This is a genomic window from Microlunatus sp. YIM B11417, from assembly GCF_059617205.1.
The window spans coordinates 721,029-745,704 of record NZ_JCAMPJ010000002.1 but is presented as its reverse complement, the minus strand read 5'-3'; the positions used below and the strand labels follow the sequence as shown (position 1 = coordinate 745,704).

General features: G+C 67.7%; 22 protein-coding genes and 1 tRNA gene. 14 read left to right on the top strand and 9 right to left on the bottom strand.

The annotated features are described in order from the left end of the window. Window positions 1–40: 40 nt before the first annotated feature. Entirely contained in the window at window positions 41–1,456 is a 1,416-nt protein-coding gene (locus AC6CCG_RS13850; protein WP_496655128.1) for a hypothetical protein, read from the top strand. Here the strand turns inward: AC6CCG_RS13850 and AC6CCG_RS13845 are convergent. Together AC6CCG_RS13845 and AC6CCG_RS13840 are read right to left on the bottom strand one after the other, a co-directional pair. Then, the gene (locus AC6CCG_RS13845) at window positions 1,453–2,292 is read right to left on the bottom strand and encodes a Gfo/Idh/MocA family oxidoreductase (RefSeq protein WP_496655127.1); all 840 of its coding nucleotides are present in this window, start codon (window positions 2,290–2,292) and stop codon (window positions 1,453–1,455) included. The two genes, AC6CCG_RS13850 and AC6CCG_RS13845, sit on opposite strands and share 4 nt — an antisense overlap. A gap of 93 nt (window positions 2,293–2,385) precedes the next feature. Next, window positions 2,386–2,940, bottom strand: a complete 555-nt coding sequence (locus tag AC6CCG_RS13840) for a DinB family protein (RefSeq protein ID WP_496655125.1) — start codon at window positions 2,938–2,940, stop codon at window positions 2,386–2,388. A gap of 106 nt (window positions 2,941–3,046) precedes the next feature. Between AC6CCG_RS13840 and AC6CCG_RS13835 the strand changes: the two genes are divergently transcribed. Further along, on the top strand, window positions 3,047–4,090 hold the full coding sequence (locus AC6CCG_RS13835) for a helix-turn-helix transcriptional regulator (protein WP_496655124.1): 1,044 nt from the start codon (window positions 3,047–3,049) through the stop codon (window positions 4,088–4,090). Between the two features lie 241 nt (window positions 4,091–4,331). Here AC6CCG_RS13835 and AC6CCG_RS13830 read toward each other — a convergent pair whose 3' ends face one another. Next, on the bottom strand, window positions 4,332–4,703 hold the full coding sequence (locus AC6CCG_RS13830; RefSeq protein ID WP_496655123.1) for an alpha/beta fold hydrolase: 372 nt from the start codon (window positions 4,701–4,703) through the stop codon (window positions 4,332–4,334). 46 nt (window positions 4,704–4,749) lie between these two features. On the opposite strand from AC6CCG_RS13830, the gene AC6CCG_RS13825 reads away from it, so the two are divergent. After that, window positions 4,750–5,229, top strand: coding sequence for an NUDIX hydrolase (locus AC6CCG_RS13825; RefSeq protein WP_496655122.1), 480 nt, complete (start codon window positions 4,750–4,752; stop codon window positions 5,227–5,229). 6 nt (window positions 5,230–5,235) lie between these two features. Here AC6CCG_RS13825 and AC6CCG_RS13820 read toward each other — a convergent pair whose 3' ends face one another. After that, on the bottom strand, window positions 5,236–5,568 hold the full coding sequence (locus AC6CCG_RS13820) for a GNAT family N-acetyltransferase (protein WP_496655121.1): 333 nt from the start codon (window positions 5,566–5,568) through the stop codon (window positions 5,236–5,238). A 208-nt stretch (window positions 5,569–5,776) separates the two neighbouring features. Beyond that, entirely contained in the window at window positions 5,777–6,370 is a 594-nt protein-coding gene (locus AC6CCG_RS13815; protein WP_496655120.1) for a class I SAM-dependent methyltransferase, read from the bottom strand. 6 nt (window positions 6,371–6,376) lie between these two features. Here AC6CCG_RS13815 and AC6CCG_RS13810 point away from each other — a divergent pair, with 6 nt between their 5' ends. Then, window positions 6,377–6,943 (top strand): GNAT family N-acetyltransferase, encoded by a 567-nt coding sequence (locus AC6CCG_RS13810; protein ID WP_496655119.1) that lies wholly within the window; start codon window positions 6,377–6,379, stop codon window positions 6,941–6,943. Next, window positions 6,940–7,620: a Pr6Pr family membrane protein gene (locus tag AC6CCG_RS13805; protein WP_496655118.1), complete on the top strand. Its 681-nt coding sequence runs from the start codon at window positions 6,940–6,942 to the stop codon at window positions 7,618–7,620. The genes AC6CCG_RS13810 and AC6CCG_RS13805 overlap by 4 nt, the downstream gene beginning before the upstream one ends. On the opposite strand, the gene AC6CCG_RS13800 is transcribed toward AC6CCG_RS13805, so the two are convergent. Beyond that, on the bottom strand, window positions 7,621–8,613 hold the full coding sequence (locus AC6CCG_RS13800) for a phosphotransferase enzyme family protein (RefSeq protein WP_496655117.1): 993 nt from the start codon (window positions 8,611–8,613) through the stop codon (window positions 7,621–7,623). A 141-nt stretch (window positions 8,614–8,754) separates the two neighbouring features. After that, on the bottom strand, window positions 8,755–9,018 hold the full coding sequence (locus AC6CCG_RS13795; protein WP_496655116.1) for a hypothetical protein: 264 nt from the start codon (window positions 9,016–9,018) through the stop codon (window positions 8,755–8,757). A gap of 339 nt (window positions 9,019–9,357) precedes the next feature. On the opposite strand from AC6CCG_RS13795, the gene AC6CCG_RS13790 reads away from it, so the two are divergent. Both AC6CCG_RS13790 and AC6CCG_RS13785 read left to right on the top strand, forming a co-directional pair. Further along, window positions 9,358–9,969, top strand: coding sequence for a hypothetical protein (locus AC6CCG_RS13790; RefSeq protein ID WP_496655115.1), 612 nt, complete (start codon window positions 9,358–9,360; stop codon window positions 9,967–9,969). Window positions 9,970–10,266: 297 nt separating this feature from the next. Further along, window positions 10,267–11,898, top strand: coding sequence for a hypothetical protein (locus AC6CCG_RS13785; protein WP_496655114.1), 1,632 nt, complete (start codon window positions 10,267–10,269; stop codon window positions 11,896–11,898). A 177-nt stretch (window positions 11,899–12,075) separates the two neighbouring features. On the opposite strand, the gene AC6CCG_RS13780 is transcribed toward AC6CCG_RS13785, so the two are convergent. After that, entirely contained in the window at window positions 12,076–12,681 is a 606-nt protein-coding gene (locus AC6CCG_RS13780; protein WP_496655113.1) for a hypothetical protein, read from the bottom strand. Window positions 12,682–12,870: 189 nt separating this feature from the next. Continuing rightward, window positions 12,871–12,952 (bottom strand) — tRNA-Tyr (locus AC6CCG_RS13775). 244 nt (window positions 12,953–13,196) lie between these two features. Here AC6CCG_RS13775 and AC6CCG_RS13770 point away from each other — a divergent pair. From AC6CCG_RS13770 to AC6CCG_RS13740, 7 genes are all read left to right on the top strand, one after another. Then, window positions 13,197–14,834: an alkaline phosphatase D family protein gene (locus AC6CCG_RS13770; RefSeq protein WP_496655112.1), complete on the top strand. Its 1,638-nt coding sequence runs from the start codon at window positions 13,197–13,199 to the stop codon at window positions 14,832–14,834. A gap of 158 nt (window positions 14,835–14,992) precedes the next feature. Continuing rightward, a complete protein-coding gene (locus AC6CCG_RS13765) occupies window positions 14,993–16,075 on the top strand; it encodes a LacI family DNA-binding transcriptional regulator (RefSeq protein ID WP_496655111.1) in 1,083 nt (360 codons plus the stop codon). Further along, complete coding sequence (locus tag AC6CCG_RS13760; protein WP_496655110.1) at window positions 16,072–17,754, top strand: ABC transporter substrate-binding protein; 1,683 nt, start codon at window positions 16,072–16,074, stop codon at window positions 17,752–17,754. Before AC6CCG_RS13765 ends, AC6CCG_RS13760 begins: the two co-directional genes overlap by 4 nt. Window positions 17,755–17,766: 12 nt before the next feature. Beyond that, entirely contained in the window at window positions 17,767–18,756 is a 990-nt protein-coding gene (locus tag AC6CCG_RS13755; RefSeq protein ID WP_496655109.1) for an ABC transporter permease, read from the top strand. Next, window positions 18,753–19,631 carry an ABC transporter permease gene (locus tag AC6CCG_RS13750; RefSeq protein WP_496655108.1) on the top strand — a complete coding sequence of 293 codons (879 nt, stop codon included), beginning with the start codon at window positions 18,753–18,755 and terminating at the stop codon, window positions 19,629–19,631. The genes AC6CCG_RS13755 and AC6CCG_RS13750 overlap by 4 nt, the downstream gene beginning before the upstream one ends. A 1-nt stretch (window position 19,632) precedes the next feature. Then, on the top strand, window positions 19,633–21,297 hold the full coding sequence (locus AC6CCG_RS13745; RefSeq protein ID WP_496655107.1) for an ABC transporter ATP-binding protein: 1,665 nt from the start codon (window positions 19,633–19,635) through the stop codon (window positions 21,295–21,297). Window positions 21,298–21,337: 40 nt separating this feature from the next. Beyond that, window positions 21,338–24,667 (top strand): GH36-type glycosyl hydrolase domain-containing protein, encoded by a 3,330-nt coding sequence (locus AC6CCG_RS13740; protein ID WP_496655106.1) that lies wholly within the window; start codon window positions 21,338–21,340, stop codon window positions 24,665–24,667. The last annotated feature ends 9 nt before the right edge of the window (window positions 24,668–24,676 follow it).

Sequence of the window (24,676 nt, the reverse complement as noted above, 5' to 3'; positions counted from 1 at the left end):
CACCATGGACGAAGATGCCGTGCGCCGGAGGGAGGAACGGATGGACCAGTCGGTCGGCTACTTCGACCTCAACATCGAGGAGGTCCTGGAGCACTGGCCGACGTCGTTCGCGATCCGGGAGCTGATCGCGAACGCCCTCGACGAGCAGGCGATCACCGGCACCGCCGAACCGATGATCAGCAAGGACGGCGATGCCTGGCTCATCCGCGACTTCGGCCGTGGTGTCCGCTATCAGCACCTGACCCAGAACGAGAACCCGGAGAAGCGACGCCACGACGACGTGATCGGGCAGTTCGGGATGGGACTCAAGGACGCCCTCGCGGTCTTCCACCGACGTGGCGTCGAGATCATGATCAGTTCCCGGTACGGCGATCTCAGCACCTCGCTGCGCGCCAAGGAAGGCTTCCCGGACATCCGGACGCTGCACGCCGGAGTCGCTCCCCCGACCCGGCCCGACGAGCCCGGGACCATGATCAGGTTGCGCGGCGTGACCGACGACGAGGTCGCGGCGGCCCGGCGCTACTTCCTCCGCTACAGCGGCGACGAACTGCTGGAGCAGACCCGCTTCGGCCAGGTGCTGGCCCGGCCGGACGGGCAGCCGGCGAACATCTACGTGAAGGGTCTGCTGGTCGCCCAGGAGGAGAACTTCCTGTTCTCGTACAACATCACCAGCCTGACCAAGAACCTGCGCCAGGCGCTGAACCGGGAACGCAGCAACGTCGGCCGGAGCGCCTACACGGACCGGGTGCAGGCGATCCTCAAGCAGTGCGCGTCGGCCGACGTCGCCCGTCCGTTGGCCGCCGACCTGGAGAACTACCGCACCGGCGGCATGCACGACGAACTGGCCTGGACCGAGATCAAACTGCACGCCTGCCGAGTGCTGGCCAGCCACGAGCAGGTCGTCTTCGTCACGGCCGGCCAGCTTGCGTTCGGCGGCCCGCAGGTCGAGTACGCCCAGGAGGAGGGTTACCGGCTGGTCCTGGTCCCGGACGACCTGGCCAGCAAGATCAGCAAGTTGCAGGATCTCGACGGCCGGCCGATGCTCGACCTGGAGGCGTACCGCGAGGTCTGGAACGACAGCTTCTCGTTCCAGTTCGTCGATCCCGCGGACCTGACACCCACCGAGGCAGCGGTGTACGGACTGACGGAGTTGATCATCGACGCTGCCGGAGTCGAGCCGGCCCGGATCGGCGTCGACGAGATCCTGATCTCCGAGACGATGCGGCTGTCCGACAGCGGCCGCACCATCTACGGCCTCTACGACCCGGTGGAGCGGCGCATCGTGATCCGCCGCGACCGGCTCGCCGCGCCGGCCGACTACTGCGGGGACCTGCTGCACGAACTGACCCACGCCGCCAGCGGCTACACCGACGGCACGCTCGATTTCGAGGATGCGCTGACCGAGCAACTCGGGATGATCATGGCCGAGTTGATCAAGGCCGGAAGGCAGGATTAGCCGAGTTCGATCCAGCTGCCGCCGGCGGCCAAGGAGCGTTCCGCGGCGGCGTGCACCTCGACGAGTTCCCCGGCCTGCAACGGTGTCTGATCGGGCGTCACCCCGGCACAGAAGTCGAGGTAGACGCCGAACGTACGGCGGTAGAAGCCCGGGTAGTCGGTCACGGTGGCGGTGCGCCACTCGCCACCGACCCGGTACCCGGCGCTCCAGCCCAGGGCGTCGCCGGCGTTGGCACCGCCGCGGCAGTCGACCGTGATCCGGTGGCTCCCGTAGTCCAGTGTGATGGCGCGGTCCTCGGCCGTGCCGGTGTCGATCACCCGCCGTACCCCGAAGCCGCCGACCCGGGTGGCGACGGCCAGCGTGTGGATCCCGTAGCCCGCCCAGGCGCCGTAGCCGCGCGCGAAGCCGGACTCGATCGGCCCGCCGGACGGCGCGTCGGCCAGTTCGGCCGCGTACCGCAGGGCCGAACTGCTGAAGATCGGAGCACCGTGCTCGGCGGCCTGCTCGATGATCAGCCGAGCGTCATCGACCCGGTCGGCCAGCAGCTTGTCGAACACCACGGGCTTGCCCGCCGGCAGCACTTCGGCCGCGTATCCGACGTGGGCGTCGAGATTGTCCGGCGCCAGGATCAGGATCGCATCGGCCTGATCGACCACCTCGTTGATCGACGCCGCCCGACGCACCCGGTTGTGGTCGCACCAGTCGTCGCCCGGGGCCGGGTCCGACTCGTACGCGATCAGGTCGACCCCACGATCGGCGTACGTCGAGCGCAGCAGCTTCAGGAAGACATCGGCGTGGTAATTGGCCAGATGATGATCGACGAAGCCCAGCTTCATCAGGTCCCCCTCGTCCGGACGGCTCAGGCCGATCGGGTCACGATCGGAGCGTTTCGATCATGGACCCTACCGGCCCTCGCCACCCGGTGATCATCAGCCCATCGACTTCTGGCCGTCGATCGACTCCCGGATGATGTCGGCGTGGCCCGAGTGCTGGGTGGTCTCGGCGACGATGTGGACGAACACCCGCCGGGCCGACCACTCGGTGTCGGTGAACCAGGGCGCCTTCGGCAGCGGCTGGATCGCGTCCAGCGACGGCAGTTCGCGGAGCAGCGCATCGGTCCGCGCCGCGACCTCCTCGTAGTCGGCCAGCACGCCGGCCAGCGTCTCGGACTCGGTCAACCGGAAGCTGTCGGCGAACTCCGCATAGTCCTCCTCGGTCCAGTCGGTGAAGTCCTTGTCGTTCGACTGCATCGAGGCCGGCCCTTCGACGATGAAGGTGGCCCAGTTCCGCTCGACGTGCAGGACGTGCTTGATCAGTCCGCCGATGGTCAATTCGCTCGCGGTGCTGCGGGTCCGGGCCTGGTCGTCGGTCAACTCCCGCGCAGTGAACCGGAGGAAGTACCTGGCCTTGGCCAGGGCGTCGAGGAGGTCCCGCTGCTCACCGGACAGGATCTCGGTGGCGGTGGTGTCGAACGTTGCGGTCATGGTCTTTCCTTCCGGACTTCCCTCGGGCCGTTCCCTGCGGGCTCAAGAACCACGCTAGGGACGATAGTTGCCAGTTTCTGTCCTCAATTGCGAGAATCCTGAGGACATGGCCAACACGAGTTCGCGGACCCTCCGGCTGCTGTCGCTGCTGCAGACGCACCGCTACTGGTCCGGCGAGGAATTGGCGGACCGGCTCGATGTCTCGGTACGGACGCTGCGGCGCGACGTGGACCGGCTGCGCGACCTGGGCTACCCGGTCCAGGCGGATCGCGGCGTCGGCGGTGGCTACCAGCTCGCGCCCGGCGCGTCACTGCCGCCGCTGGTCCTGGACGACGAGGAGGCGGTGGCGATCGCGGTCGGGCTGCACGCCGCCGCGCACGGGTCGCTGACCGGCATCGCCGAGGCGTCGGTACGGGTGCTGGCCAAGGTGATCCAGGTGATGCCGGGCCGGCTCCGCCGCCGGGTCGAGGCGGTCCGGTCGGCGACGGTCGCGCCGAGCTGGGGCGCGCCGGCCAGCACCGACCCGGAGACGCTGGTCACGCTGGCCCAGGCCTGCCGGGACAGTGAACGGGTCGCCTTCGACTACCGCACCGCCGACGGCCGCTCCGGTTCCCGGCGGGTCGACCCGGCACAGCTCGTCCAGATCGGCCGCAGCTGGTACGTCGTCGGGTACGACCTCGATCGCGGCGCCTGGCGCAGCTTCCGGCTGGACCGGCTGCGGCATCCCGAACGAACCGGCAAGCGGTTCGCGCCACGACAGGTGCCCGGCGGCGACGCGGCCGCGTTCGTCGAGGCGGGACGGCGCCGGGCCGGTCAGCACAAGATCACCGCCGAGCTGGCCGGCGACGCGGACGCGGTCCGCAAGATCATCGGTGAATGGGCCGACGCGACGCCGCTCGATGATCACCGTTGCCGGGTCGTGCTCAGCGCCGACTCCCTGGAGTGGGCCGCCTGCGCCCTGGGCCTGGCCGGGGCGGAGATCCTGAGCTGTGACTCCCCCGAACTGATCGCCGTACTCCGGAACTGGTCGGAGCGGTTCGCCGCGGTGCCGGCCTACCAGCCGGACGGGAACCGATCATCGATCCAGGCCCTGACGGCCGACACGGTCGCCGCCCGGCCCGATCCCGCGTCGCCGGGGCCCGACGTCTGATGATCGAGGTCGGGCAGCTCGACGCAGTCACAGCCGCACCCGCGCAGCACCGGCCGGAGCTTGCGAAACCTGGGCCAGCCCGGGTCCGCGGTGCCGACATAGATCAACACCGGTCGGCCCAGGTCACGCAGTTCGAGATGCCAGTCGAAGCGGCGGCTGGCCCGCCAGAATTCCAGGGAAGCCTTCGGCAGTCGCGGCTCCCGTTCCAGCCGGCGCATCGTCGCGTCGGTCGGGAAGCCGATCAGCGAGGTGCCGCCGAGGATGAGTCCCGGGCCCGGTCATTGCGGTGCACCGCCATCGCCGCCATGAACGCCATCTGCGAGAACCCCCACGCGACGAACCCGTCCACCCCTTCGTGATCGAGAACGGCGAGCACCTGCCGGTCGATCGAGCCGAACGCGTAGTCGTCCGGGCGGGCGCTGGCCCCGAACCCGACCGGCTGGACCTGCAGCACCCGGAACCGGTCGGCGAGCAGCTCGACCGGGCCGAAATCGAGAGGTCGGCGATTGTTCTTGATCATGACGATCGCCGGCCCCACGCCGGCCGACCGGTAGGCGACCGTGGCACCGTCGACCTCGAGCCGACGGTGACCGTCGTCCCTCGCGCTCCTCACCTGAGGCAGGCTATTCCCTGCCACCGACAAGGGAGCTGATCAACGGATGAGACTGCGCGAGGCCGTACGAGGCCTGATCGTCGACCCTGCCGACCGGGTCCTGCTGGTCCGGTTCTGGTGGGACGGCGTCGATCCGGCGGACGGCTTCTGGGCCAGCCCGGGCGGCGGCATCGAGGGCGACGAGACCCGACTGGCCGCGTTGCAGCGGGAGTTGCTGGAGGAGACCGGCCTGGCCCTGGACGCCCTCGGGCCGGAGATCTGGACCAAGACGGCGATCTTCCCGATGAGCCGGTGGGACGGCCAGGTCGACCATTACCACCTGATCAGGACCGACGCGTTCCGTCCGGCTCCGGGGATGACCACCGAGCAGCTCGCCGACGAGGGGGTCCACGAGATCCGCTGGTGGTCTCCCGAGGAGCTCGCCGCGACCGACGTCACCTTCTCGCCGCGCGGTCTGCCCGAGTTGATCAAGGATCTGACCCGGTCCGGAGTGCCCGCGACGCCGATCCCGCTGTCAGGATTCTGACCGGGCTCAGTCGAGCGGAACCCTGGTGCCGTGGTAGTCGGGCACCTCGTCCACCAGCGGGTACGCCATCGCCGCCAGCATGTCCGGGCCGATGCCGTACGTCATCGCGCGAGTGAAGCCGAACCGCGGGTAGTACTCGGGAATCCCGACCAGCACGATCAACGGTTCGGCACCCCGCAGCCGGGCCAGCCGCTGGCCCTCGACCACCAGCCGTCCGCCGATCCCCTGCCGCTGCCACGCCGGGTGAACGCACAGAGGCCCGAGTTGCAACACCGGCGGCATCGCCTTGCCGCGCAGGGTTTTTCCGGGCCAGCAGACAGTGCCCGACCAGCTGGTCACCGGTCTCGGCGACCAAGGACAGCTCGGGCACGAAGTCGGCCGACGCACGGATCGTGTTGATCATGTCGACCTCGACTTCGCGCCCGTCGAACGTCGACCTGGTCAGCACGTCGATCCGCTCGACGTCGCTGGCACGCTCCGGCCGGATCCGGATCGGGTCGATCATGATCAGCACCGTAGGCGCGGAAGAGCCGGCCGCGCCATGGAGTTACCGGCGACTGTGCACCAGATAGCGCTCGTCGGTGATCGGCCCGCCCCAGTAGACGGGATCGTCCAGCACCCGGACCTCCAGGTCCCGTCCCTGCTCGCGTACCAACTGGGCGCAGGCGTCGGCGGTCAGCCCCGCGCCGGTGGACCAGTTCCCCTCGATCAAGATCAACCGTCCGGCCGGCGTGAGCAGCCGGATCCAGTGGGCCAGAGCAGTCGGTGGGTTGGGCATCGCCCACAGCACGTGCCGGGCGAGCACCACGTCGAACGTGCCCGCCGGCAGCGCTGGCGCGGCGGCGTCCCCGACCAGGAACTCCGGCGCCGGCGTGACCGACCCGACCTTGGCCCGGGCCCGCTTGATCATCTCGGGGGCGAAGTCGAGCCCGGTGACCCGATGCCCCGCCTCGGCCAGCAGGATCGCCAGGCTCCCGGTACCGCAGCCGAGATCGGCGATGCGTTGCGGCTCCGCTCCGACCAGCGACGCCAGGAGCTCCCGCCAGGCCGCGCGGACCTCGGAGTCCCGCAACCCGTGATCAACCGCCTCGTCGAACGCCGGCGCCTCGCGGTCCCACTGCGCGCTCAGGTCTTCCGTCATGCCGCCATGCTGACGTACCGCACTGACAGTCGGCCGCCGGCGCCGAAATCTCGATGGTGTCGCGGCGACGGCCCTGGCAGACTCCTTGATCATGTCGGACATCGACGGTCTCGAGATCAGGGCGTTCGGCCTCGACGACGTCGACGGCTGGACCCGCAACGACCTGCAGCGCCACCACCTGATCGACGCCCTGGAGAAGTCGGGCGACTACCTGGCCGCCGTCCTGCCCTCGGGCCGAGTCTCGGCAAGATCGGCATCCGGTACGACGAGCATCCGGGTGCCGGCAACCAGTACCAGTTCGACGTCGTCGAGAGTCTCCGCGGTCGGGGCATCGGGACCCGGCTGGTCCGCCGGGCCGAGCAGGCGATTCGTGATCATGGATGCGACCGGGCCACCCTCGGCGTCGAGGACACCAACGACGGGGCGATCCGGCTGTACCGGCGGCTCGGTTATCAGGAGTTCGGCACCGAGCCCGCCGAGTGGGACCAGGAAGCCCCGGACGGCACGATTTATCGCTACCGGTGCCGGTGTCTCCTGATGCAGCGGCAGCTTTCCGCCATGATGTCACCATGATCTCGGCACCTGTGGACGCGATCGATGATCAACGCGTCGTCGCCCGATGGAGTCATGCGCTCGCGGCGGCCGTCGCCGGGGCCGGGCTGGTGATCCAGCTCGGGCTGCTCTTCGCCGGCGGCAGCGACGTGAACTCGGGTTCGGACAGCGGGACGATCCCGCTCGGCATCCGGTTGCTGCGGTTCTTCAGCTACTTCACGATCCAGAGCAACATCGTCGTCCTCGTCGCCGCCGTCCTGCTCGCCCTGCGGCCGGCCCGGGACGGCCGGATCTGGCGGATCGTCCGGCTGGACTCGCTGCTCGGGATCGTCACGACCGGGATCGTGTACGCCGCGATCCTGGCGCCCCTGGTCAAGCTCGAAGGGATCGCGTTCACCGCGACGTTCCTGCTGCACTACCTGAGCCCCTGGCTGTTCCTGGCCTGCTGGCTCGTCGTCGGGCCGCGGCCGCGGATCACCTGGGGCACCGTCGCCGGCGCCTTCGTCTGGCCGGTCGCCTGGATCGCGTACACCTTGATCCACGGGGCGATCACTCACTGGTACCCGTACCCGTTCCTCAACGTCGCCGTCCTCGGCTTTCCGACCGCGTTCCGCAACATCGTCGTCATCCTGGTCGCCGCCGCCGTACTCGCCGTGATCTTCCGCCTCCTCGACCGCCTGCCCGCCCTGAACCGCTGATCATGGTGGTCCGCTCGGCAGCTCCTTGCGGAGCCGCCCGGACCAGGCCACGAGCTCGGCCAGCTCGCCGGCGAACGAGGTGATCAACTCCGTCGCCGTTCGGTACCGCTCGGTTTCCGGCCCGAGCCCGTTCTCGACGACGGCCTCCACGTTGCGCAGGATCCAGTCGAGTTCGGCCCGCTCGATGCTGAGCGCCTGTTCATCGGCCGGTCCGGCGGCGCCACCGGCCTGGCGATAGGCCGCCACGAACTGACCGAGTTGATCATCGGTTCGGACGAAGGACATCGCCGCAGTGACCAGCTCGACGCCGGGCACCACCGGCCCGGCGTGGTCCCAGTCGGTGATGATCAACCGGCCGTCGGTATCCACGACAGCGTTCTTGGGATCGAAGTCGCGATGGCTCAACTGCATCGGTCGACGCTGCCGTCGAAGATCATCGATCCGATCGGCGAGCTGCCGGACGAGTGGCGTGATCGCCTCCATCTCGGCCGCCCAGGGCAGCTTCGCGCCCCGGCAGGCCGAGACCGCCCTCGCCCAACGATCCTGATCGGGTCCCTGCAGCTGCGACGTGTCGCCACCGGGGTCCCGGAGCGCGTGGAGCTGCCCCAGCACCCGTCCGGCCGGGCCAGCGATTCCGTCACGTCCGACGACCTGTGAGGCCGGCATTCCGTACACCCAGGTGTGGCACCGGGCGGTACGGATTCCGGACTGAACCGGAAAGTCGGCCAAGATCTCCCCGTCGCCGGTCCGAACCGGCTCAGGCCCGCCGATGCCGGCCGTCAACGCTCGCTGCTCGAAGCGGATCGCGTCGAGCAGCACCTGCCGGCGCGACGTCGAGAGGTTGGGCGGAAACAGCTTCACGGCGAACGTGCCGCGCCGGGTCGTCACCCGATGGACCTCGTTCGACCAGGCCTCGGCAACCGCCTTCGGCGGCTCGAGAGGATCACCGAGATCGAAGCGCCGCAGCGCGGACCGCAACTCGGAACTCACCACGTCCACGCATCCTGGTCCACCACCGGATCCCGCGCCACCCGCAAGCGAAAGACCGCGACGACGTCGCGGTCTTTGCTCGCCGGACCGGACGCCTGAGAACGGCCCGGCGGCCGGCCCTGTCGGTCGGGCCGGGGTTCGTGGTCAGCCGAGGCGTCGCTTGGCCTTGCGGGCGCGACGCCGTACATCCTTGGCGAGGTCGTGTCCCGTGTCAGAGAGGACCTCGGCCGCGTCCTCGGCTCGATGCCGACCCTCCTCGACCAACTCCTGGATGGCCGACACCAGCTGTTCGTACTGCTTCCTGCCCTTGGCATTACGGGCCGTCAGCCCGATCACCGCAGCCGCCAGCGCCGCCATGATCCCCACGATCAGCCACCACGGCGCAGCTTCGCTCTCCCGATCGGCCATCGCGTCCTCCTCGGTCTCGATCAGCCCGCCACTCGGCGAACTCGAACCGTGTTGTACCCAGCGCGAAGCCTCTTGCACCGTCGTCCGTTCCAAGAGACCCGAGCCGGGAGGTCCTGGGTGAATTTCCGTCGCGACTACCCGGCCGAAATTCACTCAAGTCGCGCCCGTTTCGGTGTCGGCACCTCCGCCCACCCGGGTCTCGCCCCAGGGCACCATCGACCTTGCTGTTGATCATGGCACCAGGATCGAAACCGGAACCACCAGCTACCGTCTCGCGCAGACCAGACAGGCCACTGGCTGAGCGCCCCGGCGACAGTGCCGATTCCTAGACTGAGGGATGTGGACAACAGCCCTGCCTGGGTCGTCACAACTCACGACTGGGCCAGGTCGGTCGACGAGGACCACCTCGAGCACATCCGTCAGAATCCCGCCGTCTACGCCCAAGGCGGTCTACGCCACATGATGTTGGAGGTGCTTGCCTACGCCGCCGACGAAGCTTCGGCAGCCGGTCGAGTGGGCACGGCCGCCGTCACCCTTCGACCAGACGGGTCGGTGTCGATCCGCGACGACGGCAGAGGAACCGACACCCGGCGAACCCCTCAGGGACACATCATCCGCAAACCCGTCATGGCGACCAGAGACGTCCGCTTCTTCGACAACCCGGATCGCCCGGTGCTTCCCGACGGACTCCCACGATGGGGAATGTCCGTGGTCGCGGCACTGAGCTCCGCACTGATCCACCAGAACCGCCGCGCCTCAGGCGGCTGGATCCAGACCTATCACCACGGGATGCCTGCAACCGAGCTCGTTGAGATCGCCGACGACGGCACCACAGGCACGACCGTCACCTTCACCCTCGACACCCCGACCGGTACCCACCGGTCCCTCCGGCCGTCAGACCGCTCAGCCTTCAGATCATTGCGAGTCTCTCTCGACGACGCACCCAGCTAGGCCACGTCCTGCACCGATCCTGAGACGCCATCGGACAACGCGAAACGGCCTCTCGCAGGGCTCATGTCCTGGCGAGAGGCCGTTCAACGGGTGTGGCAGGTGTTGGATTCGAACCAACGTAGGCGAAGCCGACGGATCTACAGAGCTTCGGCCAACAGTTCAAAACGTGGGATTGACTAGGTATTTCACAGGTCATGGACATCGGCAACCCTCGCGCCAGACACAGATCAGACAATGCTCCAGCTACTTTCCCTAGACGGCACTTGAACCCGCGTATCGCGCGTAGCATCCACCCTCATGGACGAAGATGATCACGCCGCGGCGCGCGTCATCACTTGGGACGCAGCGCGGGAGGTACTCGGAGAGGCCGTCCTGCGGTACCTGACCGGGATTGAACCCGACCAGGCCATGGCCGGATCACGAGTCCTGGTGCAGAACGGCGCAACCGCATCACTCCAGGGGATCCTGGACACCCTGACCGCGGTTGATGACCCTTCCGCCCGACCGGGGATGGCCGCTTCGCTTCTTTCGCAGCCATCCTTCGGACAGCTAAGTCTGGGAAACCACATACGCCTGGTCAACGGTGCAGAGGTACCGGACGCCGGCACTGGCGACGACCTGGTGAGCATATTTTCGGGAATGCTGACTTATCTATTTCCCGGGATTCTGGCGACAATAATGGAGAACAAGCCATTCTTGGCGGCGCTGCCGCAATACTGCCCACTTCACAGCAAGTTTGTGCGCACGCTTCTCGAGAGCGACATTGGAAGGAGGCTTTATCCTCACGGCGAGTCCACCGAGACGGACGGACTGCATGCAAAAGTCTTGTGCGACATCTATTCGACTTCCTTCTATGGCACCCTGCAAGCTCCGATACTGGTGGGAAATCTGGTTGAGTTCGCGGCCGTAACGATGCGTTTGCGAGGGAACCTGAGAATCGACCAGGTTGGAGATATCGCCAAGGACACGATCGACGCCTTGCGGGAGCTAATTCAGGGCAAGCCGATTGACACTCCATGCGTCTTCGCACTACGTGGAGTGAGCATCACAGGAGGACTCCCGTCATCGAGCCACGCAGCCCGATCCGGACTCATTGCAACCACGTACGGGAGTCTCGGTTTCACTACGCTGCCAACTCGACTACTCGACGTAATCCCACGCCACCCGGACCACCCAGACGACGAGGCGAACCGCGAATCTCATGATCGCCTATGGTCCAAGCACTGGAAGAGTCTTCATCAGGTCAGAGAAGACGCTCTGACCGCACTCGACCGCGTGCGATTGGCGATCATTCTGACTGCAGATGACCAGCTCGGGAATTCGATTCGACCAGAACTTGGCCAGTGGGTTGTCTATTCACCAATCGGCAGCTCCATGGCGGACCCTTTCGAGCATCTTTGGGCCGAACCTGAATCGATGCGATCTAGAGTCCGAGACGTGGATGATCCATCGCCGCCAGCCACTACTTTGACGCTAGAGGCCGGGCAACTAAATGAGGCACTGAGATTGTGTGCCAATATCCCGGATCCGCTCACCATCGGAACATCGAGACTCGTCAGAGCGGCGATGGAAAGAAATGACCCTGTGGACGGTTTGATCGACGCGGTTATCTGTTGGGAAAATATGGTGGGCGCATCCATGGAAACTAAGCTGCGTATTTGCGCCGGCCTTGCCCATCTTATTCATCCGAACGACCCGACCGAACGGACTCGCGAGTTCAAAGAAATGAAGAAGACCTACGATTTGCGAAGTAGTATCGTGCACGGGTCCAAGAGGGTGAGCACATTCGACGCGATCAAACATCGCGATTACGCAATCTATATTGCACTGCGAGCCATGCGGGAACTCCTGAAGAGGCCAGGTCTTAGGGACGCAAAGTCCGACGCCCGATCGGAACTACTGTTGCTCGGCACGCTAACCGAACCATGAGGCTGGAGCATTGAGTAGTCCGGCCCGCCCAGTCGGGCCAGTCGGGCCAAATACGGGGCACCGCCAGGGTTGACTGATGCGAACACACACGTTCGATACTCGGATGATGGACTCCCAGGACTGCGACCATCGATCGCACCTACATCACGAGATCCGCAATACGTTGGGAGATCTGTATCATTCCTCGCCGACGAGCGGATCGCATTCGGCCGGGGCAGATGACGCATTGCCCCAGCGTTGACGGACTTCGTTGGCAATGTCGTCGACGGACCGATCATCCGTGACAACCGTGAATCCTCCGACGTTCGCTGCCGCAAGTTGGCTCGCCAACTCGGCTGATCGATTGATCAGACTGTCCAAGCCCGGCCCGTGATCTCGGCCCCTGCCACGGATTCTCGCTTCCAAAGCGACGTCTGAGGCCACGAGTCTGCACACAACCACTCGTCGCCGGACCGCGTCCGACAGCCTGTCCAGGTCCGCCTTGGATTCGACGACATCACTGATGATCAACGTGCGGCTCCCGACTGCCTGATAGTTCTCCCACACCACTGCCAAGTTTCTCGCTCTTAGCCGGGACTGGTGAGGGTCATCGTCTGGAGCCGGCCAGGCCGATCCCAGCATGTCCAGATCGGCGAAGGCCGGATCCTCGCCCGCGTGTGTACAAAGATCGAACACCCGCCAGCCAACAGTGGTCTTACCCACTCCTGGCGGCCCCGACAGCACCAGTGCCGTTCGCTCGGACAGGTCGGATCGGTCGTCACCACCAGGCTCGATCATGGTCACCGCCCAATGGTCGGGGGAACTCACCCGGACCGCAACCGGGCGGCCCGCACTGGGCGGCATCGCCCGTGTCGGCAGACACGATTCAGACACAGCGAGCCGCCACGAGCCGGACAGGGCCGGACAGATCCGGACCGAAACAAGAACGCTCCCCGACCTGTTTTCCCTGGTCGGGGAGCGTTTTCGCTGGTGTGGCAGGTGTTGGATTCGAACCAACGTAGGCGAAGCCGACGGATTTACAGTCCGCTCCCTTTGGCCACTCGGGCAACCTGCCGTGCTGACCAGGTCAGCGGTGAGAACAATAGCAACAGATCGGCCTGACGCCCAAAGCGGTAGTCCGCGCGTGGTTCTGGGGTCATCTGGGCGCCACCACAGGGTCGCTCAGCACCAGGTGGTACGGCAGTCTGCCGCATCCGGTTGCCGACAGGACCGCCCGACTTCGGGCTTGCGTCACGTGGACCTCACACACGGCTGACGTACTGGCGAGTGCCAGCACCGCCGCACCCGCAGGAGTGACCGTGTCAGCCACCGCATCCAACTCTCCCCTGCCCACCTTTCCGCAGCCCGACCCGACCGCGCACCGGCTCAGCCGGCGCGGGTTGCTCGGCCTCGGCGGCGTCACCGTCGTGGCCGCCTCGAGTGTCGCCTGGACCAGCACCGCGGCCGCGAAGCCGCTTCCGTCGGACCCCTTCACGCTCGGCGTCGCGTCGGGCGAGCCGGCACCGGACGGCGTCGTCCTGTGGACCAGGTTGGCCGTCCAGCCGACCGCCCTGGACGGGCTCGGCGGGATGCCGTCGCGGCCGGTCGAGGTCGAGTGGGAGGTCGCCCTGGATCCCGGCTTCCGCCGGATCGCGCAGCGCGGCCGGGTCGACGCCAGGCCCGAGCGCGCCCACAGTGTGCACGTCGAAGTTCGCGGGCTCCGGCCGAGCCGCGAGTACTGGTATCGCTTCCGGGCCGAGCGGTACCTGAGCATGATCGGCCGCACCAAGACGGCTCCGCCGGCCGGCCAGCACAACCAGGAGATGACGTTCGCGTTCGTCTCCTGCCAGAACCTGCCGGCCGGCTTCTTCAACGCCTACGAGCACCTCGCCGCCGAACAACTTGATCTTGTGGCGCATCTCGGCGACTACATCTACGAGGGCGTCGGCGCCTCGGAGCTGCCCGGCCGGTCACATCTTCCGGCCGCGGAGATCTTCAGCCTCGCCGACTATCGGGTACGACACGCGCAGTACAAGACGGATCCGCAACTGCAGGCCGCCCACGCCAGCGCGCCCTGGGTCGCCGTACCGGATGATCACGAGGTCGAGAACAACTACGCCGACGCGATCAGCCAGATCGACACCGAGCCGGACCAGGACCCGGCCGTGTTCCTGGCCCGCCGCGCCGCCGCGTACCAGGCCTACTGGGAACACCTGCCGTTCCGGCGCAGCTCGCTGCCGAAGGGCCCGGACATGCAGCTGTACCGACGGCTTCCGTACGGTTCCTTGATCGACTTCGACCTGATCGACACCCGGCAGTACCGGGCCGACCAGGTGGAGCCGTGCCCCGGCGACTGCCCGGCCCGCTGGGATCCGACGCGGACGATCCTCGGCGATCGCCAGGAGAACTGGTTGATCGGCGCCCTGACCAGGACCCGGGCCACCTGGAAGATCATCGGCAACCAGTCCGTCACCTTCGACGCCGACGGCACCGAAGGCGACGGCGTCTCGTACGGGACCGACAACTGGATGGGCTACGCCGGCGCCCGGCAACGGCTCTACGAGCGGATCGCCGACCGCGGCGTGCAGAACTTCGTCGTGATCACCGGCGACGCCCACCGCAGCGCCGCCGCGGATCTCAAGCTCGACTTCCGCGACCAGAACTCCCACACGGTCGGCACCGAGTTCCTCGGCACCTCGATCAGCTCCGGCGGCAACGGCACCGACCTGGACAACCGGGCCCGGACCTGGATGGCCGAGAACCCGCACGTGAAGTTCGGCAACGTACAGCGCGGCTACCAGCGGGTCCGGGTTCGCCGGGACGCCCTGACCGTCGACTATCGGGTGGTGCCGCAGGTGACCACCGAGGGTGCCCCGATCTCCACCAGGGCAAGCCTTTCCGTGGAAGCCGGCCGCGGCGGCATCGCGGACATCGAGGACGGCAAGCCGATCTCCTGATCACCGCAGACGTCGTAGTTCCCTGAGCCTGTCGAAGGAGCCATCCGGCTCGGCCCTTCGACAGGCTCAGGGCGCGTTCGGGAAGCGCCGTGCTTCCCATTCCACAACCCCGTCCTGTACTGTAAGCGCTTACAGTCTCGATGGGGAGGTGAATCGACATGGCCGACCGCGGGCCGGAAGCGGCGACGATCTACTCGGTCGCGCAGCGGGCAGGGGTGTCGATCGCCACCGTGTCGCGCGTGCTCCGGGGCGTCGACACGGCCTCGGTGAAGACCCGGGACAAGGTCCTGGCGGCGGCTGCCGCGTTGGACTATGCGCCGCAGAACTCGGCCCGCAGCCTGGCCAGCAAGCGACACCGGGCCTACGCCGTGCTGATGAGCGACACCACCGGCCCGTACTACTCCGAACTGCTGATGGGCTTCGAGGCCGTCGCCTCCACCGCGGACGAGAGCGTCATCGTCGTCACCTCCACGCCGGACCTGGACGTCACGGCGATGCTGACCAACCTGCGCGGCCGCGTGGACGGGGTCATGATCGCGCCCAGCGCGGCGGACGAGGCGACCCAGGCCAAGATCATCAACGCGATGCCGACCGTGCTGGTCGGCATGTTTCCCTTGCCCGGTTCGGATCTGGTGCTCAGCGAGAGCACCACCCATGCCACCGAGCTGACCCGGCACCTGCTCGTCGATCATGGCCGCCGGAACCTGCTGTTCGTCGGCGAACCGGACGGTGCGGCGGACGTCCGGGCCCGGTTCGACGGCTACCAGGCCGCGCACGCCGAGGTCGGCCTCCGGCCCAAGGCACCACTGCTGACCCACGGCGCGAACGAGGCGATCGGCCTCGCCATGGTGGACAAGATCTTCCGCCGTCGCGCAGGCATCGATGCCCTGGTCTGCGCCAACGACGAACTCGCGCTGTCGATCATGTACGGGCTCCGGCTCCGCGGTGTCGCCATCCCGGACGACCTGGCCGTGGTCGGCTGGGACGACGTCCCGACCGCCCGGTACGTCGAGCCGGGCCTGACCACCGTCCGGCAGCCGGTCCGCGAGATGGGGGCCCGCGCCGCCGAGGTGCTGCGGGACCGGCTGGCCGGCGCGCCGGTCGGCGAACCGCACCAACTGCCCACCGAGTTGATCATCCGAGCCTCCTGCGGCTGTCCGCCGCGGAATTTCCTGTCCCCCACGACAGTGAGCCAGACCCGACGCACCGCTGCGTCAGAACCGAAGAGGAAACGATCATGAAACTGTCCCGCGTCGTCGCCGGAACCCTGACCGCCTTCGCCCTCACCCTGACCGGCTGCGCCAACATCGGCCGCGACCAGCCGGCTCCCGGCGGCGGTGTCTCGCAGGGCAGCGAAGCCATGATCCCCGAGCTGATCCTGCCCTCCGAGATCGCCGGCAACATCACCTCCGCGGCCCTGGCCAACTACAACCCGCTGGCCCCGAACAACATGACCAGCACCTGGATCTACCAGACGCTGATGTTCCGCAACACGTTCACCTGCGAGGCGGAGCCGTTGCTCGCCACCGGCTACGAGTGGACCGACCCGAAGACGCTCGTGATCACGCTCCGGGAGGGCGTGAAGTGGAGCGACGGGACGCCGTTCACGGCGGACGACGTGGTCTGGAATCTCGAGGCCCGCAAGAAGTATCCGGCGGCCGACACCGCGGGCATCTGGAAGGACATCCTCGGCGCCCCGGCCACCGGCGTCACCGCCGACGGCAACAAGGTCACCGTGACGTTCGCCGGGCCGGCACCGCTCAAGATCGACGAGATCATCGGCGGCAAGATGTTCATCTTCCCCAAGCACATCTACGAAAACGTCGGCGACATCACCAAGTACGTCGACAAGGAGCCGGTCGGCACCGGGCCCTTCACGGTGAACAACTTCAACGGCCGCTCGCTGGTGCTGGATCGCAACCCCGACTACTGGGGTGCCGCCGACATCAAGATCGAGAAGCTCCGGCTGGAGGGCAAGTTCGACGACACCAACGCCGCGGCCCTGAAGCTGCGCGACGGCGGTCTCGATCTCTACAAGGGCGACATCCCCAATCCGGAGAAGTCGGTCAAGCTCGAGGGCAAGGTCGACTACTACTACGCTCCGGCCGGCACCACGGTCGTCGTACCCAACGCCGAGGGCAAGGTGACCGGCGACCCGAAGTTCCGGGAGGCGCTGGCGTACGGGATCAACAAGGAGGAGGCCACCCAGAAGGCCACCTACGGCGTGATGGACCCGGCCAGCCAGACCATGCTCAAGCTGCCGATGCAGGAGGCGGACCTGCCGGAGAAGTACAAGGCCGACGGCGGCAAGATCGCGTACGACCCCGAGAAGGCCAAGCAGCTGCTCGACGCGGCCGGCTACAAGGTCGGCTCGGACGGCAAGCGGCTGGACAAGGACGGCAAGCCGCTGGCGCTGACGTTCAGCGTGCAGGCCGGCTGGATCGACTACATCGCCCTGGTCGACACGGTGGTCCGCAACTGGAAGGCGCTCGGCATCGACGTGAAGATGGTCGCCACCGATCCGCCCGCGGTCGACTCGAAGAAGAAGACCGGCGACTTCGACTTCCTGCTGGAATACATCCACGGCGGCTGTCAGCGCAATCGTGATCTTGGTTCCCGGATCGCGTCCAGCCAGATCGCCGACGGCAAGGAGGTCAAGCCGAACAACGCGCGCTACCGCAACCCGGAGGTCGATCAGCTGCTCAAGGATCTCGATCAGACCACGGATCCGGCGGTGCTGAAGGCCGGCGTGGAGAAGTTGATCGACGTCTACATGACCGAGTTCCCCTACATCGCGCTGAACTACGCGCCGGGCCGGCTGGACTACCGGCTGGACAAGGCGACCGGCTGGCCGTCCGAGGAGAACCCGTACCCGACCGATCTGATCTTGGTCATCCCCAAGCTGCGGCCCAAGCAGTGATCGGTCCCTGCCATGAAGTACTACCTGGCGAAGATCGGCTACTTCCTGCTCACGGTGTGGGCGGCAGTCACGCTGAACTTCTTCATTCCGCGACTGCAGCCGGGCGACCCGGCCGAGCAGATGGTACGGAAGCTGCACGCGACCCAGGGCCAGGATCTCGACCCGGCCCAGGTCGAAGCGGTACGGGTGATGCTGGGGATCCCGAACACCAGCCTGTGGGAGCAGTATCTGGCCTACCTCGGCCAGCTCTCCCGGGGTGACTTCGGGATCTCGTTCACCTACTTCCCGATCCCCGTGATGACCGTGATCGGCGAGGCGCTGCCGTGGACGATCGGCCTGGTCGGTGTCACCCAGATCCTGGCCTTCGTCGTCGGTGTCCTGCTCGGCGCGTTCGCCGCCTGGCGGCGGGACAGCGCGTTCGACTCGGTCGTCTCGCTCGGCTCCACGTTCATCGGCAACCTGCCCGGCTTCTGGATCGGTCTGTTGATCTTGAGCATCCTCGGCTTCCAACTCGGCTGGTTCCCGACCCAGGGCGGTTGGGGTTACACCGATCCGGGCTGGAACCCGTTGTTCATCGCCGACGTGATCGCCCACGCGTTCCTGCCGGCGCTGTCGCTGATGGTCACCGCCCCGATCGGCTTCATCCTCGGCATGCGCAACACGATGGTGCAGACCCTCGGCGAGGACTACATCCGGCTGGCCCAGGCGGCCGGGCTGCCGGACCGCCGGATCGCCCTCGGCTACGGCGCGCGGAACGCCTTGCTGCCCAGCGTGACCAGCTTCGCCCTCTCCCTCGGCGCGCTGATCGGCGGCACCGTGCTGATCGAGCAGATCTACGACTTCCCCGGCATGGGACGGCTGATGGCCGACGCCGCCAACAACCGCGACTACCCGCTGATGCAGGGCGCACTGCTGCTGATGATCTTGGCAGTGCTGCTGGCGAACCTGATCGCCGATCTGCTGTACGGAGTGCTGGATCCGCGGGCCAGGAGGGCATCGTGAGCGACACCGCAACCGTGGCCAAGGTGGCCAAGCCGCCGGCCTGGTACCAGATCATCTGGAGCAACGGGAAGGCCCGGGTCGGGCTGATCCTGCTGGCCCTGTTCGTGATCATGGCGCTGGCGGCGCCGCTGATCTCGCCGTACGACCCGCAGGACGGTTCGTTCGAGCAGCTGCTGCAGCCGAGTCTCGCCCATCCGATGGGGACCACCTCGCAGGGCTACGACATCCTGTCCCAGTTCGTCCACGGCGCGAAGCTGTCGCTGCTGGTCGGCCTGCTCGGCGGCGGCTTCGCCACCGTGCTGGCCGTGGTGATCGGGTTGATCTCCGGCTACGCCGAGGGCACCGTCATCGATCACGTGCTGTCCTTCGTGACGAACCTCGCCCTGGTGGTGCCGATCCTGCCGCTGATGATGGTGATCGTCGCCTACAGCGAGTCCCGCGGCCTGTGGCTGATGGTGTTCGTGGTCGGCGTGACCAGCTGGGCCGGCGCCGCCCGCTCCAAGCGCGCGCAGATCATCTCCTTGCGCAGCAGGGAGTTCGTCACCGCGGCCAAGTTCTCCGGCGAGAAGACGCTGCCGATCGTGTTCAAGGAGATCATGCCGAACATGACCTCCTTGATCGTCTCCGGCTTCATCGGCGCGGCGACCGGAGCGATCGCCGCCGAGGCCGGGCTGTCCTTCCTCGGCTTCGGCGATCCGCAGACCGTCAGCTGGGGCCAGATGCTCGCCTTCGCCCAGCAGGCCGGCGCCCTGGTCCAGGGGTTCTGGATCTGGCTGGTCGTGCCGGGCCTCGCGCTCGCCGTGTTGATCACCGCACTGACCTTCGTCAACTTCGGCGTCGACCTGATCAGCAATCCACACCTGAGGGAGAAGTGACATGACCGCCCTCCTTGAGGTGCAGGGCCTCACCGTCGAATACCGCCCCAAGCTGCACCCACCGCTCAAGGCGGTCGACGACGTCTCGTTCAGCCTCGCCGAGGGCGAGTTCGTCGGCCTGATCGGCGAGTCCGGTTCTGGCAAGACCACCCTCGGCACCGCCGTGCTGCAACTGCTGCAGCCACCGGCCCACGTGACGGGCGGCGCGATCCGGTTCGCCGGCACGGACCTCACCGAACTCACCCCGGACGGCCTGCGCGAGGTGCGCTGGCGGGACCTGTCGACGGTGTTCCAGAGCAGCATGAACTCGCTCAATCCGGTGGTCCGGATCCAGACGATCTTCACCGATGTGATGCGGGCGCACACCGACTGGTCATCCACCAGGATCAGAAGTCGCTCGGTCGAGCTGCTGGAGATGGTGCAGATCGACCCGCGGTTCCTCGACGCGTACCCGCACGAGCTGTCCGGCGGCATGCGGCAGCGGGTCAACCTTGCCCTGGCGCTGGCCCTCGAACCCCGGTTGGTGCTGCTGGACGAGCCGACCACCGGGCTCGACGTCCTGGTGCAACGGCGGATCCTGGACAACATCCGCGATCTGCAACGGCAGCAGGGCTTCGCGGTGCTCTTCGTGTCGCACGATCTGGGCACCGTGCTGGAGACGTCGGACCGGATCATGATCATGTACGACGGCAAGATCGTCGAGACCGCGACAACCGTGGAGCTGTTGGCCGGGCCGAAGCACCCGTACGCGCAGGAACTGCTCGGCTCCTACCTGGAGACGTTCAACGAGACCCAGCACGAGCCGCCGGCCTCCGAACAGCGGAAGCCGATCATCGAGGTCACCGGCGTGCGCCGGCAGTACGCCCGGCGGCAGGGACTCCGGTCCACGCCGGTGGTGGCGGTCGACGACGTCTCGTTCAGCCTGGCCGCCGGCGAGGTGACCGCACTGGTCGGACAGAGCGGCAGCGGCAAGAGCACCCTGGCGAAGTTGATCACCGGCATCGAGAAACCGAGCGGCGGCAGCGTCCGATTCCACGGGGAGCACGAGGTTTCCGAGGTGTCCCGGCTCCGCGGCGCTGCGCTGCGTGAGTTCCGCCGGGCCGTGCAGTACGTCTTCCAGGACCCGTACGCTGCGCTGAACCCGGCCCGCACCGTCGGCTACTACCTGACCCGGCCGATCCGGAACTTCGGCGGGGCGGACGGAACCAGACTGCGCGGTGCCGCGGTCACCGAACGAGCCCTGGAACTGTTGCAGGCGGTCGGTCTGACGCCGCCGGAGCGATACCTCGGCCGGTTCCCGTTCGAGCTCTCCGGCGGCCAGCGGCAGCGGGTGGTGATCGCCCGCGCCCTGGCGTCGAACCCGAAACTGCTCGTCGCCGACGAGCCGATCGCCAGCCTCGACGTGTCCATCCGGGCCGAGATCCTCGAACTGCTGAACAGCCTGGTCGAGACGCACGGCGTCGGCATCCTCTACATCACGCACGATCTGCTCAGCGCCAAGATGCTGTCCGATCATGCGCTGGTGCTCAACGAGGGCAAGCTGGTCGAGTCCGGCCCGGCGGCGGACGTGATCAACAACCCCAAGGACCCGTACACCAGAAAGCTGCTGGACGCGATCCCGCAGCCTTCGCACCGGAAGGATGTCCGTGCCTCGATCGGAAGCTAGCCGTGTCGTCCTCGATGCCGGAGGAGGCCTCACGGCAGAGGTGTACGGACACGGCGGCCTGGGCTGGCTCAGCGCGGGCGATCTCCGGCTCAACCTCTACCCGGCCAGCGAGGTCGAACCCGGCCAGCTGAACCTCTGGCTGCGGATCCGCACCGGCGACCGGGCCGTCCCGTACCCGCTGCTCGGGCCGGGGACCGGCGCGACCGTCCGCCGCGGCGCCGATTCGATGATCATCACCGGCAGCGCCGGCGGGCTCGACTACCGGGTCGCGTTCCAGCTCTCCGCGGACGGCCCAGCCTGGTCCTGGACGGTCGGTCTGACCAATCCGTCGGTCGAGCCGATCACCGCCGACGTGATCATGGCCCAGGACGCCGGCCTGGCCGGCCACGGCGAGGTCCGGGCCTCCGAGCTCTACGTCAGCCAGTACGTCGATCTGCAGCCGCTCCGGCATCCGGAGCACGGCTGGGTGCTGGCCGTCCGGCAGAACCAGCCGAGGGGCGGCCGGATCCCGTGGCTGCTGCTGGCCTGCGCCGGTCGCGCCACCGGCTACGCCACCGACGCCCTTCAGTTGTACGGGCTCGAGGGCCGGATCGACGGCCGGGTGCGCGGGCTGGAGGAGCCGGAGCTGCCCAGTAGCCGGCTGCAGCACGAGCACGCGCTGGCCGTCCTGGGGGCCGAGCCGCAGTCGATCCAGCCCGGGGCGTCCCACACGGTGGGGTTCGTCGGGGCCTTCCAGGATGATCATCCCGAAGCATCCTCCGAGTCGGACCTCTTGCAGGTCGAACCGCTGATCGGGGCCCTTCGACAGACTCAGGGCACGGAGGTCGGCACAGCGACGACGGCCTCGGCAACGCTATTCGCACCCTTGCGGCCGGTGGTGGCCCGCGAGTTCACCGAAGCGGAATTGGTGGCCCGCTACGGCAAGCAGCTGAGCCAGGTCGAGCGCGATGATCAAGGGCGGCCGCTGTCGTTCTTCACGTCGCCCCATCGGCACGTCGTACTGGCGGCCAAGGAGCGCGTCGTGCTCCGGCCGCACGGCCAGCTGCTGCGCACGGGCGACCGGCTGCTGCCGGAACCGGCCGGGCTGACCGTCACCACCTGGATGGCCGGCTCTCCCCTGTCGTACCTGACCCAGGCGCACGCCAGCAGCAACCGGCTGCTGTCCACCAACCGCGGCTACCTCGGCCAGCTTCGTGATCACGGACTCCGGGTCTTCGTCGAACTCGGCGGGACCTGGCGGCTGCTCGCCCTGCCGTCCGCATACGAACTGAGCCCCGACCGCTGCCGCTGGACGTACCTGATCCCGGCCGACGACGGCGAGACCAGGCTGGACCTGACCACCGAGGCACCCGCCGATGATCATGCGGTGACGCTGACGGCCGCGCTGACCGGCCCGGCCCGCCGCTTCCTGATCACCGGACGGCTGGCCACCGACGGCGACGACGGCCGGACCGGCGACCCGGCGGCGGTCGTGCGTGACGGAGCCACGATCACGGTCCGGGCGCCGGCCCAGAGCCCACTCGCCGAGCGTTACCCGGACGGCACCTTCACGCTGACTCTCGGCGACACGCTGGCCGACGCCGACCTGACCGGCGACGGCGCGCTGCACGAGGACGGCCGGTCCCGCGAGGATCAGCACCTCACGGTGATCACGCCGGAACCGGTCGCCCGTTGGACCCTGACCATCACCGCGTCGCTGCACGACTCCACAACGTTCCCTGAGCCTGTCGAAGGGCAAGCCACGCCGGGTCAGGTCCTCCGACAGGCTCAGGACACGAAGAGCTTCTGGGCCGAGCTCACCGGGCGCACGGCGATCAGCGGCAGCGACGCTCCGGGCGTCGAACGGCTGGACCGAGCGCTGCCCTGGATGATCAAGGACGCGTTGGTGCACTACCTGTCGCCGCGCGGGCTGGAGCAGTCGACCGGCGGAGCCTGGGGCACCCGCGACGTCACCCAGGGACCGGCCGAGCTGCTGCTGGCGCTCGGCGCCGACGACGAACTGCGACAGCTGTTGATCATGTTGATGGCCGCCCAGAACCGGGCCGGCGACTGGCCACAGGCGTTCGGCTTCTTCGACGAGGACCGCGACTTCCGGCACTCGCCGCCGCACGGCGACGTGATCTTCTGGCCGGTACTGGCCCTGGGCCGCTATCTGGAGACCACGGGCGACGCCTCGCTGCTGGACGCCGAGGTCGCCTGGTTCGATGATCAACGGCCGGCGACCGTGCTGGAGCATGCGCTGGCCGCCCTGGCGACCGCCGCCGACCGGGTGCTGCCCGGGACCGTGCTCACCGCGTACGGGCACGGCGACTGGAACGACTCGCTGCAGCCGGCCGACCCGGCAATGGCCGAGGAACTGGTCAGCTCCTGGACCGTCACGCTGCACCACCAGACCCTGATCACCCTCGCGAACGCGCTGACCGCCGTGGGGCGTGCCGAGGCAACCGCGCTCCGGCAGCAGGCCGACGAGATCGCCGCGGCGTTCCGGCGCGAGTTGATCATCGATGACACGCTGACCGGCTACGCCCGCTTCGTGGACGGCCGGCGGACCCAGCTGCTGGTCCATCCGCGGGACCACGAGTCGGGGCTGACGTACAGCCTGTTGCCGATCATCCATGCCCTGATCGACGACCTGCTCGACCCGGTGCAGGCCGCCCACCATGCCCGGTTGATCAAGGAGCGCCTGCTGGCTCCGGACGGCGCCCGGCTGTTCGATGCCCCGGTCCGCTACCAGGGCGGGATCATGACCCACTTCCAGCGCGCCGAGACCGCCACCTTCGTCGGCCGCGAGATCGGGATCATGTACACCCACGCCCATCTGCGTTACGCCGAGGCGATGGCCCGCTGGGGCGACCCGGAGGCGGTCTGGGCCGCGCTCCAGCAGGTGATCAACATCGCTCCGGCCGACTGGATCCCGAACGCCCGGCCGCGGCAGGCCAACACCTACGCGTCGAGCTCGGACGCCGCCGTGGCCGACCGGGTCGAGTTCGCCGACCGATACGCCGACGTGATGGCCGGACGGATCGAGGTCGAGGGCGGCTGGCGTACGTACTCCAGCGGGGCCGGGATCTTCGTCCGGCTGGTCCGCGAATCGCTGCTCGGACTGCGCCGCCGGGCCGGGACCGTGGAGATCGATCCGGTGCTGCCCGCCGAGCTGGACGGGCTGACCACCACGCTGCGGCTCGCCGATGATCACCGGCTGACCGTGACCATCCGGGTCGACAAGATCGGCTACGGACCCTCTGAGATCCGCCTCGACGGCACCCCGCTGCCGGCGGCTCGGCTGACGAATCCGTACCGGACGGGTGGGCTGGCGGTCCGCCGGGCCGACCTGCCGAACGGCTCGACGATCGAGGTCATCCTCCCGTAGCAGTACTAA

What these genes read in the sequence shown, in the direction of transcription:
- AC6CCG_RS13850 (WP_496655128.1), top strand. Translation starts at nt 41, where the DNA reads ATGGACCAGTCGGTCGGCTACTTCGACCTCAACATCGAGGAGGTCCTG.
- AC6CCG_RS13845 (WP_496655127.1), bottom strand. Translation starts at nt 2,292, where the DNA reads ATGAAGCTGGGCTTCGTCGATCATCATCTGGCCAATTACCACGCCGAT.
- AC6CCG_RS13840 (WP_496655125.1), bottom strand. Translation starts at nt 2,940, where the DNA reads ATGACCGCAACGTTCGACACCACCGCCACCGAGATCCTGTCCGGTGAG.
- AC6CCG_RS13835 (WP_496655124.1), top strand. Translation starts at nt 3,047, where the DNA reads ATGGCCAACACGAGTTCGCGGACCCTCCGGCTGCTGTCGCTGCTGCAG.
- AC6CCG_RS13825 (WP_496655122.1), top strand. Translation starts at nt 4,750, where the DNA reads ATGAGACTGCGCGAGGCCGTACGAGGCCTGATCGTCGACCCTGCCGAC.
- AC6CCG_RS13815 (WP_496655120.1), bottom strand. Translation starts at nt 6,370, where the DNA reads ATGACGGAAGACCTGAGCGCGCAGTGGGACCGCGAGGCGCCGGCGTTC.
- AC6CCG_RS13810 (WP_496655119.1), top strand. Translation starts at nt 6,377, where the DNA reads ATGCTGACGTACCGCACTGACAGTCGGCCGCCGGCGCCGAAATCTCGA.
- AC6CCG_RS13805 (WP_496655118.1), top strand. Translation starts at nt 6,940, where the DNA reads ATGATCTCGGCACCTGTGGACGCGATCGATGATCAACGCGTCGTCGCC.
- AC6CCG_RS13795 (WP_496655116.1), bottom strand. Translation starts at nt 9,018, where the DNA reads ATGGCCGATCGGGAGAGCGAAGCTGCGCCGTGGTGGCTGATCGTGGGG.
- AC6CCG_RS13785 (WP_496655114.1), top strand. Translation starts at nt 10,267, where the DNA reads ATGGACGAAGATGATCACGCCGCGGCGCGCGTCATCACTTGGGACGCA.
- AC6CCG_RS13765 (WP_496655111.1), top strand. Translation starts at nt 14,993, where the DNA reads ATGGCCGACCGCGGGCCGGAAGCGGCGACGATCTACTCGGTCGCGCAG.
- AC6CCG_RS13760 (WP_496655110.1), top strand. Translation starts at nt 16,072, where the DNA reads ATGAAACTGTCCCGCGTCGTCGCCGGAACCCTGACCGCCTTCGCCCTC.
- AC6CCG_RS13755 (WP_496655109.1), top strand. Translation starts at nt 17,767, where the DNA reads ATGAAGTACTACCTGGCGAAGATCGGCTACTTCCTGCTCACGGTGTGG.
- AC6CCG_RS13745 (WP_496655107.1), top strand. Translation starts at nt 19,633, where the DNA reads ATGACCGCCCTCCTTGAGGTGCAGGGCCTCACCGTCGAATACCGCCCC.